The sequence below is a fragment of the Falsarthrobacter nasiphocae genome, assembly GCF_031456275.1.
Taxonomy (GTDB): domain Bacteria; phylum Actinomycetota; class Actinomycetes; order Actinomycetales; family Micrococcaceae; genus Falsarthrobacter; species Falsarthrobacter nasiphocae.
This window is the reverse complement of the sequence record NZ_JAVDUI010000001.1, coordinates 2,168,459-2,187,730: the sequence shown is the minus strand read 5'-3', so window position 1 is coordinate 2,187,730 and position 19,272 is coordinate 2,168,459. Positions and strand designations below refer to the sequence as shown.

Annotated in this window: 17 protein-coding genes; 3 read left to right on the top strand and 14 right to left on the bottom strand. The window is 71.2% G+C overall.

Going from position 1 to position 19,272, the window contains the following annotated elements; genetic code table 11:
* Positions 1-92 precede the first annotated feature (92 nt).
* The 3 genes from J2S35_RS09875 (at position 93) to J2S35_RS09865 (ending at position 3,284) form a co-directional block, all read left to right on the top strand.
* Positions 93-1,064 (top strand): sugar-binding transcriptional regulator, encoded by a 972-nt coding sequence (locus J2S35_RS09875; RefSeq protein ID WP_309852913.1) that lies wholly within the window; start codon positions 93-95, stop codon positions 1,062-1,064.
* Between the two features lie 121 nt (positions 1,065-1,185).
* Entirely contained in the window at positions 1,186-2,166 is a 981-nt protein-coding gene (locus J2S35_RS09870) for an alpha/beta fold hydrolase (protein ID WP_309852910.1), read from the top strand.
* Positions 2,163-3,284 (top strand): glycosyltransferase family 4 protein, encoded by a 1,122-nt coding sequence (locus tag J2S35_RS09865; RefSeq protein ID WP_309852907.1) that lies wholly within the window; start codon positions 2,163-2,165, stop codon positions 3,282-3,284. Before J2S35_RS09870 ends, J2S35_RS09865 begins: the two co-directional genes overlap by 4 nt.
* 69 nt (positions 3,285-3,353) lie before the next feature.
* On the opposite strand, the gene J2S35_RS09860 is transcribed toward J2S35_RS09865, so the two are convergent.
* The 14 genes from J2S35_RS09860 to efp all read right to left on the bottom strand — a co-directional run bounded on the left by J2S35_RS09860 (position 3,354) and on the right by efp (position 19,147).
* Complete coding sequence (locus tag J2S35_RS09860) at positions 3,354-5,477, bottom strand: primosomal protein N' family DNA-binding protein (RefSeq protein WP_309852904.1); 2,124 nt, start codon at positions 5,475-5,477, stop codon at positions 3,354-3,356.
* Positions 5,478-5,484: 7 nt separating this feature from the next.
* Positions 5,485-6,723 carry a methionine adenosyltransferase gene (metK, locus tag J2S35_RS09855; protein WP_309852901.1) on the bottom strand — a complete coding sequence of 413 codons (1,239 nt, stop codon included), beginning with the start codon at positions 6,721-6,723 and terminating at the stop codon, positions 5,485-5,487.
* Positions 6,720-7,991, bottom strand: a complete 1,272-nt coding sequence (coaBC, locus tag J2S35_RS09850) for a bifunctional phosphopantothenoylcysteine decarboxylase/phosphopantothenate--cysteine ligase CoaBC (protein ID WP_309852898.1) — start codon at positions 7,989-7,991, stop codon at positions 6,720-6,722. The genes metK and coaBC overlap by 4 nt, the downstream gene beginning before the upstream one ends.
* 81 nt (positions 7,992-8,072) lie before the next feature.
* Positions 8,073-8,336: a DNA-directed RNA polymerase subunit omega gene (rpoZ, locus tag J2S35_RS09845; RefSeq protein ID WP_309852896.1), complete on the bottom strand. Its 264-nt coding sequence runs from the start codon at positions 8,334-8,336 to the stop codon at positions 8,073-8,075.
* A gap of 48 nt (positions 8,337-8,384) precedes the next feature.
* Positions 8,385-8,969 carry a guanylate kinase gene (gene gmk / locus J2S35_RS09840; protein WP_309853135.1) on the bottom strand — a complete coding sequence of 195 codons (585 nt, stop codon included), beginning with the start codon at positions 8,967-8,969 and terminating at the stop codon, positions 8,385-8,387.
* Positions 8,970-9,158: 189 nt separating this feature from the next.
* A complete protein-coding gene (gene pyrF / locus J2S35_RS09835; protein WP_309852893.1) occupies positions 9,159-9,974 on the bottom strand; it encodes an orotidine-5'-phosphate decarboxylase in 816 nt (271 codons plus the stop codon).
* Entirely contained in the window at positions 9,971-13,288 is a 3,318-nt protein-coding gene (carB, locus tag J2S35_RS09830; protein ID WP_309852890.1) for a carbamoyl-phosphate synthase large subunit, read from the bottom strand. The genes pyrF and carB overlap by 4 nt, the downstream gene beginning before the upstream one ends.
* On the bottom strand, positions 13,288-14,487 hold the full coding sequence (carA, locus tag J2S35_RS09825) for a glutamine-hydrolyzing carbamoyl-phosphate synthase small subunit (protein WP_309852887.1): 1,200 nt from the start codon (positions 14,485-14,487) through the stop codon (positions 13,288-13,290). Before carA ends, carB begins: the two co-directional genes overlap by 1 nt.
* Complete coding sequence (locus tag J2S35_RS09820; protein WP_309852882.1) at positions 14,484-15,029, bottom strand: PH-like domain-containing protein; 546 nt, start codon at positions 15,027-15,029, stop codon at positions 14,484-14,486. Before J2S35_RS09820 ends, carA begins: the two co-directional genes overlap by 4 nt.
* On the bottom strand, positions 15,029-16,399 hold the full coding sequence (locus tag J2S35_RS09815) for a dihydroorotase (protein WP_309852880.1): 1,371 nt from the start codon (positions 16,397-16,399) through the stop codon (positions 15,029-15,031). Before J2S35_RS09815 ends, J2S35_RS09820 begins: the two co-directional genes overlap by 1 nt.
* A complete protein-coding gene (locus J2S35_RS09810; RefSeq protein WP_309852876.1) occupies positions 16,396-17,391 on the bottom strand; it encodes an aspartate carbamoyltransferase catalytic subunit in 996 nt (331 codons plus the stop codon). The genes J2S35_RS09815 and J2S35_RS09810 overlap by 4 nt, the downstream gene beginning before the upstream one ends.
* Positions 17,388-17,990 (bottom strand): bifunctional pyr operon transcriptional regulator/uracil phosphoribosyltransferase PyrR, encoded by a 603-nt coding sequence (gene pyrR / locus J2S35_RS09805; RefSeq protein ID WP_309852874.1) that lies wholly within the window; start codon positions 17,988-17,990, stop codon positions 17,388-17,390. The genes J2S35_RS09810 and pyrR overlap by 4 nt, the downstream gene beginning before the upstream one ends.
* 156 nt (positions 17,991-18,146) lie before the next feature.
* Positions 18,147-18,587 (bottom strand): transcription antitermination factor NusB, encoded by a 441-nt coding sequence (gene nusB, locus J2S35_RS09800; RefSeq protein ID WP_309852871.1) that lies wholly within the window; start codon positions 18,585-18,587, stop codon positions 18,147-18,149.
* Entirely contained in the window at positions 18,584-19,147 is a 564-nt protein-coding gene (gene efp, locus J2S35_RS09795; protein WP_309852869.1) for an elongation factor P, read from the bottom strand. Before efp ends, nusB begins: the two co-directional genes overlap by 4 nt.
* Positions 19,148-19,272: the final 125 nt, after the last annotated feature.

Sequence of the window (19,272 nt, the reverse complement as noted above, 5' to 3'; positions counted from 1 at the left end):
CACCTAACATCTACGCCCCTGCCGGGGTAGACTCAACGGCGATGCACGAACGTGCACGCGTCCCGCTCGCAACCCCGAGGAGTCCGGGAAACATGGGCAAACCCACCCCCGATCAGGCCGTCATCGCTGCACGAATGCACTATCTCGAGGGCCGGACCATGGAGTCCATCGCCCACGAGTTCAAGACGAGCCGTTCCACAGTCTCACGGTGGATCGCCCGCGCCCGGGACCTGGGCCACGTCGAGATCCATGTCCACCCCTCGCTCGACACCCCCGCCCAGCTCGAGCGCCGCATCGCCGAGCGGTACGGGATCGGCGCCGTCGTCGTCCCCTGTTCGCCCCGCGCACGCTCGTCCGAGGTCCTCGAGTCCACGGCAGCGTTCGCGGCGAGACTGATCGCCTCTGAGGTGGTCCCGGGATCGGTCATCGGCGTCGCCTGGGGCTCGACGATCTCCGCCGTCGCCCGCCACCTGCCGCCCAAGAAGACCAACGAGACGACCATCGTCCAGCTCAACGGCGCCGGCAACACCTTCACGAGCGGCATCCACTACACGAGCGAGATCCTGCGCCGGTTCGGCCAGGCCTTCGGCGCCTCGATCGAGCAGTTTCCCGTCCCCGCGCTCTTCGACTCACCGCTCACCCGCGAGCTCATGTGGAAGGAGCGCTCGGTGGCCCGCATCACCGCGCTCCAGGCGCGCATGTCCATGGCGGTCTTCGGCATCGGCGCCCTGGACCCGGAGAGCCCGTCCCACGTGTATGTCGGCGGGTACCTCGAGCCCGCGGACCTGCGGGAGCTGGAGCGCCTGGGCGTCGCGGGAGACATCGCCACGCGCTTCTTCCTCGCCGACGGCAGCGACGAGGGCATCCCCGTCAACGCCCGGTCCTCTGCGCCTGAGTTCGACGTTCTCCTGCGCGCGCCGAAGCGCATCTGCGTCCTGTCCTCCGCCGCGAAGGTCCCTGGCCTGCGGGCGGCGCTCGCGGGCGGGTACATCACGGACGTCGTCCTCGACGACAAGGCCGCCCGGCGCCTGCTCGCGGAGGACGGCCCCGCCGCCCGGCCCTGAGCCTCGTCGTCGTCTCTTCGCCCACCTCGAGCCGGATCCCGGGACTCCACCCCGACGCCCGGGCCTCACCTGCGTCCTCGCCCCAAGGCTCTGCCCCGATCCCCGCGCTACGCTGAGAATCATGACTGCCCTGCTCGACGCCTCCCGCCCCGAGGCCACCCCCGTCATCCGCGACGTCGCCGCCCACGGGGCCACGGTGAGGGTCTTCGAGTACGAGCTCCCGCCACGGGAGTCGGCGTCCGGCGCGCCGGTCTTCCTCGGCGTGCACGGCTTCCGCGGCGACCACCACGGGTTCGAGCAGATCGTCCTCCGCACGGGCGGCACGTGGCTCGTGCCGGACGCCCCGGGCTTCGGGGCCTCGACTCCCATGTCGGACGGGACGGAGCACTCGGCCGAGGGCTACGCGTCCGCCTACGCCAAGGTCCTCGCGGACACTGCCCGCCGCTTTCCGGGCCGTCCGGTGGTCCTCGTGGGGCATTCGTTCGGCTCCGTCGTCGTCTCCCGCCTCCTCTCCCCGGGCGCGCGGCAGGATGGGGCCGACGACGCCGGCCTGGCGGCGGTCAAGGCCGCCGTCCTCGTCAACCCGATCTCCGTGCCCGCGCTCGAGGGAACCCCGCGCGCCGCGACTCTCGCCGCCGAGGCGTACTACGCCGCCGCGACGCGCCTGCCCGGGTGGCTGGGGAAGCCCCTCGTGCGGTCCCGGCTCATCACGGACTCCATGTCCGTCATGATGCGCACGTCCACGGACCGCGAGATGCGCCGGTACATCGACGAGCAGCACCGGGCCTACTTCGCCGGGTTCGCGAGCCGGGACGTCCTCGCGGAGGCGTACGCGTCCTCCATCCGGGACTCGGTCCGCGAGTGCGCGGGGGCCTTTACGCTGCCCACGCTGCTCGTCACGGGCTCGCGGGACGCGTTCGGGACCCCCGAGACCCAGGCCCGGCTTGCGGCCCTCATGCCGCAGGCGCGGGTCCACGAGATCGCGGGCGTGGGGCACCTCATCCACTACGAGCGCGCGGGAGAGGCGGCGGAGGCCATCGCCGCGTTCGTCCGCGAGGTCGTCGGCGAGTCTGCCGGAGAGACTGGGAGGGGCTCGGCATGAGCAAGGCGCCCGAACAGAGGCTGAGGATCGGGTTCGACGCCCGGTACACGCGCCTCGAGCGGCACGACGGCATCTCCCGGTTCGGCGCGAACCTCGCCGCCGCCGCGTCCCGGCTCGCGGACGTGACGCTCATCGTCTCCGACCCGCGGCAGCTCGACATGCTCCCGGACCTGCCGCACGTCCTCGCGACCCCGCCGACCTCCTGGCGCGAGCCCGCCACGATGCACTCGCTGCGGGACCTCGAGGTGGACGTGGTCTTCTCCCCCATGCAGACGATCGGCTCGTTCTTCAAGCGCCACCCCCTGGTCCTGACGATCCACGACCTCATCTACTACGAGCACCGGACCCCGCCCCGGAACCTGCCGGCCGCCGTCCGCGCGCTGTGGCGGGTCTACCACCTCTCCTACGCGCCTCAGCGCTGGCTCCTCGGTCGGGCTGATGCCGTGGCGGCCGTCTCGCACGACACGGCCGAGCGGATCCGGCGGCACCGCCTGGCCGCGGCCCCCGTCGTCGTCGTCTCCAACGCCGCCGAGGCACTCCCCGCGCCTGACCCCGCGTTCCGGCTGACGCCCGCGCAACAAGGCGGGGACTTTGTCTACATGGGCTCGGCGATGCCGTACAAGGGCGTGGAGACGCTCATCGACGCCGTGAGCCGGGTGGACAGCGCCCGGCTGCACCTCGTGAGCCGGTTCGACCCGCGGACCCGGCGGCGCCTGAAGAGCCTCGCGTCCCGGCTCGGCGCGGACGTCGTCTTCCACGACGGGCTGAGCGATTCCGCCTACCGGGCGCTGCTCGAGGCGAGCACGGGGCTCGTCACGGCGTCCCGGGCCGAGGGGTTCGGTCTCTCGCTCGTGGAGGCCATGAGCGTCGGCGTGCCGATCGCCGTGAGCGACATCCCGATCTTCCGCGAGGTGGCGGGCGAGGCGGCCGTCTACTTCGACCCGACCGACCCTGCTGCGGTGGCGGCCGGGCTCGTGCGGCTCCGGACAGAGGGCGAGGACCTCGCGCGCCTCGCCCGGCCGCAAGCGGCGCGCTTCTCCTGGGACACCTCGGCCGCCGCGCTCGTCGAGGCGTGTCGGCTGGCCATCGAGCGCGCGGGGACACGCTCAGGCCGCTGAGGCGAGGCAGGCAAGGCCACGGACGCGGGACCGCCGCGCGATGCCACCCGCCACGCTCCGCTCAGCGCGCTAGAGGATCTCGGGCGGGTCGCAGCGGACCCGAATGCGCTCGCGCTTGTGCGCCGTCGCGTCGAGGAGCCGCCGGGCACGGACCGCCGCGCTCACCCTCGGCGCGTCCTGGTAGCCGAAGAGGACGAGCAGACGCCAGAGCGCGTCCTCGCCCGGGTCATCCGCGGGCTCGACGGGCGCGGGCGCGGGACCGATGACGCGGGGCTCGCGGGCCAGGGGGCCGTCTGCGTCGAGCTCCCGACGGACGCGGCCCCAGAACTCGGCGACCCCCGCCTCGGAGCCCGTCAGCGTCACGGCGCGGACCGACGGCGGGAGCCCGAGCTCGGCGCGCTGGCGCACGTCCCTGAGGATCGCCGGTGTGGGGTCGTAGGACACGAGGGCGTTGAGGGCGGCCGTCTCCTGGACGGTGGCCACCACGTCCCCGTCCGGTCGGACGAGAGCCATGACACGGAACCAGCGCCGCAGCGCCTCCTCGAGGGCGTGGAGCGAGTCCCTCGCGAGGGACGCCTCGGCGTCGAGGATGAGCGCGCCCGCGTACCCTGCCTCCGCTCCTCCCGCAGCGAGAACGCGCGGCTCCGCCCCCGGCGTCGCGACGACGAGGGCCGACTCGTCCGGCACCTCCTCGCGGATCGAGGACCCGGAGCTCGAGACGACCCGCACCCCGGGGAACGCTCGCCCGAGCTCCTCCGCCGTGCGCAGGGCGCCGGCCACCGGCTGATAGAAGCGCGTCCCGCCGCAGTGCGAGCACTCGAGGCCCTCCGGGCGGCGGGCGCACCAGGAGCACTCGAACCGCTTCTCCCCTGCGCTCGCCGTCACGACGAGGGGCCCTTGGCACGTGGGGCACAATGCCCGCTCGAAGCACGATGAGCACTTGACCACGGGCGAGTACCCCGCCCGGGCCACGTGGACAAGGACCGGCCCGCGCTCCAGAGAGCGGCGCGCGGCCTGGAAGGCCACGGAGGGGATGCGCGCGGCCTGGGCGAGGCGGTCCCTCGCGGCCTCGAACTCCGAGCCGCTCGCGACGACGCGGGGCCGTCCGCCCGGCCCGGGCCGGTGCTCGAGGAGGCGGGCCCAGCCGATCTCCGTCAGGCGCAGGCCCTCGCTCGTGGGGGTCTGCCCCGCGCAGAGGAACGCGGCCCCGGCCTCGACGGCCTTCGCCACGAGGACATCCCGCACGTGCGCATACGGCGCCCGCCGCTCGAGGAGGGAGGCGTCCCCGTCGTCCCACAGGGCCACGAGGCCTACACCGCGCAGCGGCGCGTAGGCGGCTGCCCGCGTCCCGATGACGACGTCCACGTCCTGGTACACGGCGCGCAGGTAGCTGCGGTAGCGCAACGTGGGCGGGTCGTCCGCGCTGAGCCGCGCGAACAGCGCGTCCTCGCTCCCCGACGCGGCGTGGGTGCCCAGCGCCTCGGAGAGCGCGGCGTCGAGCTCCTGCAGGCGCCGGTGGTCGGGGACGACGACGACGGCCCGCCGACCCGAGCGCACGCACGCCTCGACCGCGCCGATGAGGCACGTGGCCTGGGCGCGGGGCAGGACGGCGACGGCCCGGGGGCTGCCCCCGGAGGCGAGGCTCGCGAGGAACGCCTGCCCGTCCGGGAAGGAGCGCAGGTCCGTGGACTCCAGTGCCCCCGGCTCGGGCAGGGCCCACGGCTCCGGCCGGACGCGGCCCAGCGGCAGACGGGCCGTCTGGGGCTGAAACGCCGAGTCCACCCCCGCGACGCGCGGCGGGACGGCGAGGCGCATGAGGTCGGAGACGAGTCCCATCTGGCGGTGCGCCACGGTGGTCAGGAACCCAAGGAGCTCGGGCGTCATGATGGGGTGCGGAGAGAGGACGCGCTTGAGAGGCCGCAGGGCGTGCTCCGTCTCCGGCTCGGCCTCGCGGGAGACGATCCACCCGTTGACCTGCTGGCCGCCGAGGACGACGCGGACCTTGGCGCCGGGAATCGCGTCGGAGCTCAGCGTCTCGGGGACGATGTACTCGAACACCCGGTCCAGCTGCGGGACCTGGGCCTCGACCCAGACGCGGGCCACCGGGTCCGTCTCGGCCGCGTCGGCCGCCAGCCGCCGCGTCCGCGGCTCGGGCTCGCGGGCGGCGTCGAACAGGGCCGGCTCGCGCTCCACCTGCGGGTCAGGCCCCTACGGCACGGCGCAGCTCGTCCACGCGGTTGGTCTGCTCCCACGTGAAGTCCGCGCCCTGGCGGCCGAAGTGGCCGTGGGCCGCCGTCTGACGGTAGATGGGGCGCTTGAGGTCGAGGTCCTCGATGATGCCGAGGGGGCGGAGGTCGAACACCTCGCGCACGGCGCGCTCGATCCGGGTCGGGTCCACGGTCTCCGTGCCGAACGTCTCGACGTAGATGCCCACGGGGGCGGCCTGGCCGATGGCGTAGGCGACCTGGAGCTCGGCCCGGCGCGCGAGGCCCGCGGCGACGATGTTCTTCGCCACCCAGCGCATCGCGTACGCGGCCGAGCGGTCCACCTTGCTCGGGTCCTTGCCGGAGAACGCGCCGCCGCCGTGGCGGGCCATGCCGCCGTACGTGTCGACGATGATCTTGCGGCCGGTCAGACCGGCGTCTCCCACGGGCCCGCCGATGACGAACGGCCCGCCGGGGTTGACGATGTGCTTGACGTCCGAGACGTCGAGGCCCTGGGCCTCCGCCGCTCGCTGAAGCACAGGGTTGATGACGGCCTCGCGAATGTCCCCCTCAAGGCGGGCAAGGTCCCCGTCCTGCGCGTGCTGGGTCGAGACGACGACGGTCTCGACGGAGACGGGACGGTCCCCGTCGTAGCCGATGGTCACCTGGGTCTTGCCGTCTGGGCGGAGGTACCCGAGGGTGCCGTTCTCGCGGACGCGGGTCAGCTGCTCGCTGAGCAGGTGCGCCAGGTGGATGGGGGCGGGCATGAGCACGTCCGTCTCGTCGACGGCGTAGCCGAACATGATGCCCTGGTCCCCCGCGCCCTGCGCGTCTCGCGGGTCGAGAGCCTGGCCCAGGCGGGACTCGCGCGAGTTGAAGACGCCCTCGAAGATCTGCGGGGACTGCTGCCCGATCGAGACCGAGACGCCGCAGCGGGCGCCGTCGAAACCGTTGGCGGAGGAGTCGTAGCCGATGGAGAGGATCGTGTCGCGGACGATCTGCGGGATCTCCACGTAGGCCTCGGTCGTGACCTCTCCGGCCACGTGCACGAGGCCCGTCGTGGCCATCGTCTCGACGGCGACCCGCGAGTTGGGGTCCTTCTCGAGGAGTGCGTCGAGGATGGCATCGCTGATCTGGTCACAGATCTTGTCAGGATGCCCGGCCGTGACGGACTCGGAGGTGAAGAGCCGCAGAGGCTGCGCGCCGGAGACAGTGGGGTTTGAAGTAGGGGTCACACAGGCCAGTCTAGTCCGACTGCCTCACCCTCGGGCGATCCGGCCATGAGGGCCTCCCCGAGCGCCTCGAGCACACGCCGCGCGACCTCGTCCTTGCTGCCCTGCGCCTCGAATCGCCCGCCGTCCGCGGTGAGCACGACAATCCGGTTCTCGTCCTGGCCGAACGCGCGGCCCTCGGCGACGTCGTTGAGGCAGATCGCGTCCACGCCCTTGCGCTCGAGCTTCGCGGCCGCGTAGTCCTCGGGGCTTCCCTGGCTGTCCCCCGTCTCGGCCGCGAACGCGACGAGCTTGGGGCCCGTGCCGCGCGGGAAGCGCTCGGCGAGCCCCGCGATGATGTCCGGGTTCCGCACGAGCTCGATGACCGGCGCACCCGTCTCGCCGCGCTTCTTGATCTTGGTGCCCTCGACGCGCGCGGGGCGGAAGTCGGCGACGGCGGCGGCCATGATGACCGCGTCCGCGTGGGGCGCCTCCTCGGCCAGGGCAGCCTCGAGCTCCAGGGCGGTCGCGATCCGCCGGGTCGGGATGGCCTGGTCCAGCTCCACCTCGACGCTCCCCGCGATGACCCTGACGTCCGCGCCCAGCGCTGTGAGCGCCCGCGCAAACGCGAGTCCCTGCTTCCCGGAGGAGCGGTTGCCCAGGTAGCGGACGGGGTCCAGCGGCTCGCGGGTTCCGCCCAGGGTCACGACGACGCGCCTGCCGGCCCACTCGCCCCCCGCGGCCCCGTCGTCGCCCTCTCCAGCAGCAGCGCCCGCGGCGGCGAGCGCCGCGTCCCGGATGACCGCTGGCTCGGGGAGGCGGCCGGGGCCGGTGTCAACGCCGGTCAGGCGGCCGACGGCCGGGTCGAGGACAGTGATGCCGCGGCTGCGGAGCGTGGCGACGTTGGCGCGCGTGGCCGCGTTCTCCCACATCTCCGTGTGCATGGCCGGAGCCAGGAGGACGGGGGCCCGGGTGGCGAGGATCGTCGTCGTCAGAAGGTCGTCCGCGCGCCCGCTCGCGATTCGCGCGAGGAGATCCGCCGTGGCAGGTGCGATGACGACGAGGTCCGCCTCCTGGCCGACCCGGACGTGCTGCACCTCGTCCACGGCGTCGAAGATCTCGCTCGTGGCAGGCTGGCCGCTCAGGGCCTCCCACGTGGCCGCCCCGACGAAGTTGAGGGACGCGGCCGTGGGGATGACCCGCACCGTGTGGCCGGCCTCCGTGAAGAGGCGGAGGAGAAGAGCAGACTTGTAGGCGGCGATGCCGGCCCCGACGCCGAGGACAATCTTCATGGGTGACTCCTGGTAGACGACGAAGACCGCCGGCGCACTGGGTGCCAGTGCGGCGACGGTCTCGCAGGATGAAAGCCGGTGCTACTCCTGCTCGGCGCCAAGCGGCTTGACGTCGAGCATGCCCTCGTTGAGCTCGCGGAAGGCGATCGAGAGGGGCTTCTCGTTGAGCTGGGTCTCAACGAGCGGGCCGACGTACTCGAAGAGGCCCTCGTGGAGCTGAGCGTAGTACGCGTTGATCTGGCGTGCGCGGCGGGCACCCTGGATGACGAGGCCGTACTTGCTGTCGGCGATGTCCAGGAGGTCATCGATCGGCGGGTAGATGATGCCGTCTGCGGGAGTGCTCACGCAATCACTCATTTCTCGGTTGAATCACGAAGGGAGTCTGGGTCAAGCCTACGCGGTGCGCGGTGTGATCCCCATGCTCTGGACAAGTTCAGCGGCTGCGGTCTCGACGTGCTCGTTGACGATCGTCTGATCGAACTCGGACTCGGCAGCGAGTTCCAGTCTAGCCGTTTCGAGGCGGCGCTGCTGCTCTTCCGGCGATTCCGTGCCGCGCCCCACAAGGCGGCGGACGAGTTCGTCCCACGAGGGCGGTGCCAGAAAGACGAAGTGTGCCCCGGGGAGAGCCTCGCGAACCTGGCGGGCGCCCTGGAGGTCGATCTCCAACAGGACCTTCTGCCCGGCCCGGGCCGCCGCCTCCACCGTGTGCTTCAGGGTGCCGTACTTGTTGAGGCCGTGGACCGTGGCCCACTCGAGGAAGGCGCCCTCCTCGATGTACGAGTCGAACTGCTCGTGGGAGAGGAAGTGGTAGTGGACGCCGTCCTCCTCGCCCGGGCGGGGCGCGCGCGTCGTGGCCGACACAGAGAGCGAGACCTCGGGGTAGTTCTCCCGCACAAACGTGGACACCGTCCCCTTGCCCACGGCCGTGGGTCCCGCGAGTACGGTGATGCTGCCTGCCTCGGCGCTGTGGTCCGCCATGATCTCCTCAATCGGTGTCAACGAGCTGTCCCCCGATTCTAGTGGGCCGCCAAGCGACTGGTTGACGAGGCGCGGGGCCGGCCCGCCCGAAGGTGGCCGACCCCGCATGTGGGACCGTGAGGCCCCGTGTCCAGTTGTGAGAACAAGCGTACATCATTGCACGAGTTGGGTGCTCTCGTACCCTCGTGGCTACTCGGCGAGCTCTGCTGAGACCTCCTTGTAGCGTTCCAGCATGCCGCCGGGGCGGTCGCCGTGCTTGAGGATGTCCCGGCTGCTCGGCGCCAGGACCTTCGAGTAGTCCTGGCCGAAGGACCGCTTGATGTCGGCCACCGTGGCGCCCTGGGCGCCGAGCCCCGGCGTGAGGAACGAGCCCTTCACGGCCGAGAGATCGATGCCGAGCTCAGCCGCCGCGGCCGCCGTCGTCGCCCCGATGACGAGGCCGACGTGTCCGCCGGTGAGGCTTTCCGCAGCGGCCGCGTCGATGATCGACTTGGCCACGGAGGCGTCCCCGCCGACGTGCTGGACACTCGCGCCCTCGGGGTTGGAGGTCAGGCCCAGGACATACAGGCCCTTCCCGCGCTCCCGCGCCATGTCGAGCGCGGGCCTCAGGGACTCGAAGCCGAGGTACGGGGACACGGTGAGCGCGTCCACCTCGAGCGGCGAGCCCTCGCCGAACCACGCCTCGGCGTACCCGGCCATGGTGGAGCCGATGTCACCGCGCTTGGCGTCAGCGAGGACGAGCGCCCCCGCCGAGCGGAGCGCAGCGATCGTCTCCTCGAGGACCGCGAACCCGGCGGAGCCGAACCGCTCGAAGAAGGAGACCTGCGGCTTGAACACCGCAGCCTCTCCCCCGAGCTCGTCCACCACGCGGCGCGAGAACGAGCGCAGACCGTCGACGTCGTCGTTCAATCCCCAGGCCTCAAGGAGCGAGGCGCTCGGATCGATCCCGACGCACAGGCGCCCGCGCGCAGCGATGGCGGCCTCAAGCCGATCCCGGTAGCTCACGCCTGAACCCCCTCGCCCGCGGCCTGGCGCGCCTTCTCCGTGGCCGCGGCGAGGGTCGCCGCGTGCTCCTGAAGGCTCTTGACGCTCCACTCGAACGTGCGCTGCGCCTCGATGGCCTGGACGGCGGCGCCGAGCTCGGCCGTCGTCGTGATCACCGGCACGCCGTAGGACGTGGCGGCGGCGCGGATGTTGTAGCCGTCCGTGCGGGCCGCGCCGCCGGACGGCGTGTTGACGACCATCCCGACCTGGCCGTCGTTGATGAGGTCGACGACGCTCGTGCCGCCGTGGTCGGCGACCTTCGCGACGACGGTGGTCTCAACGCCGTTGCGGCGCAGAACATCCGCCGTGCCGCCCGTGGACACGATCTCGAAGCCGAGGTCCACCAGGCGGCGCACCGGCATGATGACGGACCGCTTGTCCCGGTTCGCCACGGAGACGAAGATCCGGCCGCTCTTCGGCAGCGCGTTGCTCGCGGCGGCCTGGGACTTCGCGAACGCCGTGTCGAAGAACTTGTCGATGCCCATGACCTCGCCGGTGGAGCGCATCTCCGGGCCGAGGAGCGAGTCCACGACCGTGCCCTCGGGGGTGCGGAAGCGGCTGAACGGCATGACGGCCTCCTTGACGGAGACGGGCGCGCCGGCGGGCAGCGCGGCGCCGTCCGTGTGCTTGAGGAGGAAGCCCTTCTCGCGCAGCGAGGCCACGGTCTCCCCCACGCCGATGAGCGCGGCGGCCTTGGCGAGCTGCACGCCCGTGGCCTTGGAGACGAACGGGACCGTGCGGGACGCGCGCGGGTTGGCCTCCAGCACGTAGAGGACGTCCGAGGCGAGCGCGAACTGGATGTTGATCAGGCCGCGCACGCCGACGCCGCGGGCGATCTTCTCCGTCGCCTCGGCCACGCGGGCCACGACGTCGGACCCGAGGGTGATCGGGGGCAGAACGCAGGAGGAGTCGCCGGAGTGGATGCCGGCCTCCTCGATGTGCTCCATGATGCCGCCGATGTACAGCTCCTCGCCGTCGAAGATCGCGTCGACGTCGATCTCCACCGCATCCTCGAGGAAGCGGTCGATGAGCACCGGGTGATCCGGGGTGATCTCCGTGGCGTTCTCGATGTAGCGGGCCAGGTTCGGCTCGTCGTAGACGATCTCCATGCCGCGGCCGCCGAGGACGTACGAGGGGCGCACGAGGACCGGGTAGCCGATCTCGTCCGCGATCTTCTTGGCCTCCTCGAAGGAGAACGCCGTGCCGTTCTTCGGGGCGATGAGACCGCCCTCGTCGAGGACGCGGGCAAAGGCGCCGCGGTGCTCGGCGAGGTCGATGGCGTCTGGGCTCGTGCCGAGGATCGGCACGCCCGCGGCCTGGAGCTCGCTCGCGAGCTTGAGCGGGGTCTGCCCGCCGAGCTGGACATACACGCCCTTGACGCCGCCCGTGCGCCGCTCGGCCTCGATGACCTCGAGGACATCCTCGAGGGTCAGGGGCTCGAAGTACAGGCGGGTGGAGATGTCGTAGTCCGTGGAGACCGTCTCGGGGTTGCAGTTGACCATGACCGTCTCGTACCCGGCGTCGCGCAGCGCCATGGTGGCGTGGACGCAGGAGTAGTCGAACTCGATGCCCTGGCCGATCCGGTTGGGCCCGGAGCCGAGGATGATGATCGACTCGCCCTGGTGCTCGGCGATCTCGTCCTCGGCGTCGTAGGCGCTGTAGTGGTACGGCGTGAAGGCCGGGAACTCGGCGGCGCATGTGTCGACGGTCTTGAAGACGGGGCGGACGCCCAGCGCCTGGCGGACGCCTCGCACCACGGCCTCCGGCGTGTTCGTCAGGCTGCCGATCTGCGCGTCGGAGAAGCCGTGGCGCTTGGCGCGGCGCAGCAGATCCTCGGACAGCTCGCTCGCGCCGCGCAGCTCGTCGGCGATCTCCGTGAGGAGGATGAACTGATCGAGGAACCACGGGTCGATCTTCGTCGTCTCGAAGAGCTCCTCCAGGCTGAGGCCCGAGGCGAGCGCCGTGACGACCTGCTGGAGGCGCCCGGTCGTGGGGCGGCTCGCGTCCTGCGCGAGCTGGCGCGCCTCGTCCTGGCCGACCTTCTCGAAGCTGAGCTCCGCGCCTTTCTGCTCGAGCGAGCGCAGGGCCTTCTGCAGGGCCTCGGTGAAGTTGCGGCCGATCGCCATCGCCTCGCCCACGGACTTCATCGTCGTCGTCAGCGTGTCGTCGGCGGCCGGGAACTTCTCGAACGCGAAGCGCGGGACCTTGACGACGACGTAGTCGAGCGTCGGCTCGAAGCTCGCGGGCGTCTTCTGCGTGATGTCGTTGGGGATCTCGTCAAGCGTGTACCCGAGGGAGAGCTTCGTCGCGATCTTCGCGATGGCGAAACCCGTGGCCTTCGAGGCGAGCGCCGAGGACCGCGACACGCGCGGGTTCATCTCAATGACGACGACGCGGCCGGTGGCGGGGTCGATCGCGAACTGGATGTTGCAGCCGCCCGTGTCGACACCGACCTCGCGGATGACCTTGATGGCGATGTCGCGGAGCCGCTGGTACTCGCGGTCCGTGAGGGTGAGGGCCGGCGCCACGGTGATCGAGTCGCCCGTGTGGACGCCCACGGGGTCCACGTTCTCGATGGAGCAGACGACAACGACGTTGTCGTTCTTGTCCCGCATCATCTCGAGCTCGTATTCCTTCCAGCCGAGGATGGACTCCTCAAGAAGGACCTCGCTCGTGGGGCTGTACTGGATGCCTGCGCCCGCAATGCGGGTCAGGTCGTCGCGGTTGTACGCCATGCCGGAGCCGAGTCCGCCCATGGTGAAGGAGGGGCGCACGACGACGGGGTAGTTGAGGCGCTCCGCCGCGGCATACGCTTCCTCGAGTGTGTGGACGATCTCGCTGCGGGCGGACTCCGCGCCCGAGCGCTCGACGACGCCCTTGAACTTCTCGCGGTCCTCGCCGAGCTCGATCGCGGCGATGTTGGCGCCGATGAGCTCAACGCCGAACTTCTCGAGGGTGCCGTCCTTGTCCAGGGCGATGGCCGTGTTGAGCGCGGTCTGGCCGCCGAGGGTCGGGAGGATCGCGTCGGGGCGCTCCTTCTCGACGATCTTCGCGACGACCTCTGGGGTGATGGGCTCGAGGTACGTGGCGTCGGCGAGCTCCGGGTCCGTCATGATCGTGGCCGGGTTGGAGTTGACGAGGATGACCCTGAGGCCCTCCTCCTTGAGGACGCGGAGGGCCTGCGTGCCCGAGTAGTCGAACTCTGCGGCCTGTCCGATGACGATCGGCCCAGAGCCGATGACGAGGACGGAGGTGAGATCCTGGCGCTTCGGCATTACTTCCCCTGTTCGCGGGTCGAGGCCGAGCCCATGAGCTCAGCGAAACGGTCGAAGAGGTACGCCGCGTCGTGCGGACCGGCGGCGGCCTCCGGGTGGTACTGGACGGAGAAGGCGGGGATGTCGAGGCACTCGAGCCCCTCGACGACGTCGTCGTTGAGGCTCACGTGGGAGACGCGGACCGCCCCGAAATCGCCGTGAGGCGCCTGGACGGCCTCGCCGACGGGCGCGTCCACGGCGAACCCGTGGTTCTGGGACGTGATCTCCACGCGCCCCGTGCGCAGGTCCTTGACGGGCTGGTTGATGCCCCGGTGGCCATACGGGAGCTTGTAGGTGCCGAAGCCGAGCGCGCGGCCCAGGATCTGGTTGCCGAAGCAGATGCCGAAGTACGGGATGCCCTGCGCGAGGACCTCGCGCAGGAGGGCCACCTGCTCGGTCGCCGTCTCGGGGTCGCCCGGGCCGTTGGACATGAAGAACCCGTCCGGGCGGACGGCGAGGACGTCCTCAAGCGTCGAGGACGCCGGGAGGACGTGAACGCGGATGCCGCGCTCGGCCATGCGCGCGGGCGTCATGGCCTTGATGCCGAGGTCGATGGCGGCGACGGTGAAGCGAGGCTCCCCCTCCCAGCCGTGGTCGGCGGGCTCGACGACGTACGCGCTCTCGGCCGTCACCGTGTCGGCGAGGCGGGCCCCGCTCATCTCGGGGGCCTGGCGGACGCGCTCGATGAGGCCCGCGACGTCGCCCGTGAGCGCCTCGCCGGAGAAGACGCCGGCGCGCATCGTCGCGTGCTCCCGCAGGTGGCGGGTGATGGCGCGAGTGTCCACGCCGGAGATCCCGACGATGCCGTCGCGCACGAGGTCCTCGTCGAGGGTGCGCTGCGACCGCCAGTTCGAGGGACGGCGCGCTGGGTCGCGGACGACGTAGCCGGCGGCCCACATGCGGCGGGACTCGGCGTCGTCGTCATTGACTCCCGTGTTGCCGATGTGCGGGGCCGTCTGGACGATGATCTGCTGGGCGTAGGAGGGGTCCGTGAGCGTCTCCTGGTACCCGGTCATGCCGGTGGAGAAGACGATCTCGCCGAGGGTCTCGCCGCGGGCGCCGTAGGCGCGGCCGCGGTAGACGGTGCCGTCTTCGAGGACGAGGACGGCCTCGTCCTCGCGGCCCGCGGCAGCCGCGGTGTGCAGGCTGGTGTTGGTCATGATTCTCCTCGTGCAGGGGCGGAGCCGGTGGCGGTCCCCGCATGGCTCTGGGTGGTCTGGTAGAAGTCGCTGGCCGTCTCGACGAACGGCTGAGTCTGGTCTGCGTAGCGGGCGCGGAAGCCCGTGAGGACGCGTTCGCCGCCGAGCGTCCAGGCGATGGTCACGAGCCCGCCGGCCTCGACGAACTTGCCGACCACGCCGGCCGAGCGGCCCACGTCCTCGATGTCTGCGGCCGGGATGAGCACGTCCCTCTCGCCACGGCGGGAGACCACGATGCCCCGCTCGCACGCGGCGAGGCTGCCCACGCTCTTGAAGCCGAGGTTCGCCTGGGGCATGCGCTCGAGCGGGCGGGCCTCGGCGCTCGTGGACACGTACTCGCCCTCCAGGACGGCGAAGGTGTCGCCGGGTCCGTCCGCGGGGACATCCGTCAGGCCCGGCGCGGAGGCCGCGCGGCGGCGGCGGAGGAAGCCCGCCGTGATTGCCGCGCACACGGCTGCCACGGCCACGAGCCCGATGAGGAGCGCGAGGATCTCCGTCCCCATCAGGCGCGCCCGCCTGAGGCGGGGTGCGCCGTCGCGAGCTCGCCGTCCAGCACGGTGGGGTGTCCGTGGAAGATCGTCGCCACGACGGCGGCCGGCAGCGTCATGCCGTGGAACGGCGAGTTGCGGCCCTTCGTCGCCATGGCGGCGGCGTCGATCGTGCGCGAGGCCGACGGGTCGACGAGGACGATGTTCGCGGCGGAGCCCGCCTCGAGCGGCTGCCCCTGGTCGGCCAGGCCGCCGATCCGCGCCGGCGTCGTCGACATGATCTCGGCGACGCGGTCCCAGCCCGCCAGACCGGTCTCGACGAGGGAGGCGACGACGACGCTGAGCGCCGTCTCCAGGCCCGTCATGCCCATGGCCGCCTGCGACCACTCGCAGGACTTGGAGCTCTCCGTGTGCGGGGCGTGATCCGTGCCGATGACGTCGATGACGCCGTCCGCCACGGCCTGGCGGAGGGCGTGGACGTCCTTTGAGGTGCGCAGCGGCGGGTTGACCTTGTAGACCGGGTTGAAGCTCTCCACGAGCTCGTCCGTCAGGAGCAGGTGGTGCGGCGTGACCTCCGCCGTGACCGCGATGCCTCGCTCCTTGGCCCAGCGGATGATCTCCACCGAGCCGGCCGTCGACACGTGGCACACGTGCAGGCGGGAGCCGACGTGGTCGGCGAGGAGCACGTCCCGAGCGATGATCGCCTCTTCGGCGACGGCCGGCCACCCCGGGAGGCCGAGGGTCGCGGACATCTCGCCCTCGTTCATCTGGGCGCCCTCGGTGAGGCGCGGCTCCTGGGCGTGCTGGGCGACGAAGCCATCGAATGCCTTGACGTACTCGAGGGCGCGGCGCATGATCGCGGCGTCGTGCACACACATGCCGTCGTCGGAGAACATCCGCACCTGGGCGCGGGAGTCCGCCATGGCTCCGAGGTCCGCGAGCTGGGCGCCCGCGAGGCCCTTGGTCACGGCCCCCACCGGGCGGACCTCGGCCCAGCCGGCGTTCTTGGCGGCCGTGAAGACCTGCTCGACGACGCCGGCGGAGTCGGCGACGGGGGTCGAGTTGGCCATGGCGAAGACGGCCGTGTATCCGCCCTTGGCCGCGGCCTGGGTGCCCGTGAGGACCGTCTCGGCGGCCTCCTTGCCGGGCTCCCGCAAATGGGTGTGGAGGTCGACGAACCCGGGGAGCGCGACGAGCCCCTCGGCCTCGATGACCCGCGCCCCCTCCCCCGCCTCAAGCGAGCCGGCGGGCGCCACCTCGGCGATGAGCCCGTCGACCACGAGGATGTCCTGCGCCTCGCCCCCGAGGACCTTGGCGCCACGGACGAGGATGCGGCCCTCGGCGGGCCCGAACTGGGAGGTGGACGAAGATGCGGAGCCGGTCATGAGGCGTCCTTTCCGGGGTCGAGGGTGTCCGCGGCGGGGTCCGTGGCGACATGATAGAGCGCGGCCATGCGCATGGACACGCCGTTGGCCACCTGGTCGAGGATCCGCGACTGCGGGGAGTCGGCGGCGCGCGAGCTGATCTCGAGCCCGCGGTTCATGGGGCCCGGGTGCATGACGATCACCTCGTCCTCCCGCCCGGCGATGAAGCGCTCGAAGCGCGCGGCGCTGAGACCCCAGCGGCTCGCGTACTCGCCAGCCGAGGGGAAGTAGGCGGAGTTCATCCGCTCGGCCTGGATGCGGAGCATCATGACGACGTCGGGCTGCGCGGCCAGGACCTCGTCAAGGTCGTAGGACACCGAGCACGGCCAGGCGCCCACCCCGTGGGGCATGAGCGTGGGCGGCGCCACGAGCGTCACGTTGGCCCCGAGCGAGTGAAGCATCCACACGTTGGAGCGGACGACGCGCGAGTGAAGCACGTCGCCGACAATGACGACGTTGAGCCCGGCCAGGTCCGTGCCGACGACGCCGACCCCGTCCCGCTGGGCCTTGAAGCGGCGCATCGTCATGGCGTCGAGGAGAGCCTGGGTGGGGTGCTCGTGCGTGCCGTCGCCCGCGTTGACGACATGGGCCCGCGTCCAGCCGGAGTCGGCCAGCTGGCGGGCCGCGCCGCTGCTCGGGTGGCGCATGACGATCACATCGGCGCCGATGGCCTCGAGCGTCTGGACGGTGTCCTTGAGCGACTCCCCCTTCGAGACGGAGCTGCCCTTGGCCGCGAAGTTGAGCACGTCAGCGGAGAGCCGCTTGGCCGCGGCCTCGAAAGACACGCGCGTGCGGGTCGAGTCCTCGAAGAAGAGGTTGACCACCGTTCGGCCCCGGAGGGCGGGAATCTTCTTGACCTCGCGCGAGGAGACCTCGCGCATGGACTCGCCCGTGTCCAGGAGCGCGACAATCTCCTCCGTCGACAGGTCCCGCGCCGACAGCAGGTGCCTCATGCCGACTCCCCCGTCCCGCGGTCCTCAATGACGACCTGGTCCCCGGCGTCGTCGACCTCAGAGAGGCGCACCATGACGCGCTCCCGGGACGAGGACGGGAGGTTGCGGCCCACGTGGTCCGCGCGGATGGGAAGCTCGCGGTGGCCCCTGTCCACCAGGACGGCGAGGCGAACGCGCGAGGGGCGGCCGAGCTCGACCAGCGCGTCGAGGGCCGCGCGAATGGTGCGGCCAGAGAAGAGGACGTCGTCGACGAGGACGACCGTCTTGCCGTCAATGCCGCCCTCGGGAAGGACCGTGGGGCTCGGGGCGCGGAAAGCGGTGGCTCCCAAGTCATCCCGGAACATCGTGACGTCGAGGCGGCCCACGATGTCTTCGGCCGTGACGCCCTCGGCATTGGCGGCGATGCGGCGGGCGAGCCGCTGGGCCAGCGGGTAGCCCCGGGAGACGATCCCGAGGAGAACGAGGTTCTCCGGCCCCTTGTTGCCCTCGAGGATCTCGAAGGCCATGCGCGTCAGTGCGCGCTCAATCTCTGGACCCGAGAGGACCTGGCGGCCCCCTTCGGTACCGGCGCCGTCTTGGGCGCGCTGGTCTGCGGTCATGCGGACACGTCCTTCCCCGCCTCTCCGGACGGTCATTAAAGGTGTGTGAAGTATGCGCTTGTCGAGGCCGCCCCGAAGCGGTCCATCAGCTCGAATCTAGCACGGCGGCCGCCTCATGGCAGGAAGCGGCGGGCCGCGGGGCCCGCCGCTTCACGCTCAGCGAGAGGAGTCCGTCCCAAGACTCGGGGACAGCTTCTGGATCCGGCCCAAGAGGCCGTTGACGAAGGAGGGGGAGTCATCCGTGGAGAGCTCCCTCGCGATGTCAGTCGCCTCCTTGACGGCCACGGTGGCCGGGACGTCCGCGGGATCCCCAAAGAGGATCTCCCACGCGCCCACACGGAGAATCGCGCGGTCCACGTTCGGCATCCGGTCCAGCGTCCAGCCCTGCGCGTAGGTGGCGAGGATTTCGTCGATCTCCTCGCGGCGCTCGACCACGCCGTACACGAGGCGGCGGGTCAGGGGGTTGAGCACCTGGTCCGTCGCCGTCTCCCGAAGGCGCAGGATCTCGTCCACCGCGATGTCGCGGAGGTCAGCCTCGAAGAGGATGTCGACCGCGCGCCGCCTCGCCTTGCCGCGAGTGGTGACGAACGAGCTCACTCGGAGACACGCCCCAGGTAGTCGCCCGTGCGGGTGTCGACCTTGACGCGGGTATTCTGCTCGACAAAGAGCGGCACCTGGATCTCGTAGCCGGTCTCGAGCGTGGCGGGCTTGGTGCCAGCCGAGGAGCGGTCCCCCTGGAGGCCCGGCTCGGTGTAGGTGATCTCGAGGACGACCGACGGCGGGAGCTCGAGGTAGAGCGGGGAGCCCTCGTGCATGGCGATCGTGGCCATCTGGCTCTCGAGCATGAAGTTGGCGGCGTCGCCGACGACGGCGGCGGGGACCGTCATCTGGTCGTAGTCCGTCGTGTCCATGAACACGAAGTCCTCGCCGTCCTTGTAGAGGTACTGGTAGTCGCGGCGGTCAACCGTGGCCGTCTCGACCTTGGCGCCGGCGTTGAACGTCTTGTCCACGACCTTGCCGGAGAGAACGTTGCGCAGCTTGGTCCGAACGAACGCACCGCCCTTGCCCGGCTTCACGTGCTGGAACTCGATGACGTTCCAGAGGTTTCCTTCAAGCTTGAGAACGGTGCCGTTCTTGATGTCGTTCGTAGTCGCCACGAAATCTCTCTTTTCACTGTTGACAAAGGGCGCGCGGCGCCCAATTGGCCATGGCCGCTCGCGTCAGCGGGGCCTTCCGGGGTCCATTCTACGCGGCCGCCGCGATTCCCTCGCCCCGCCGCGCG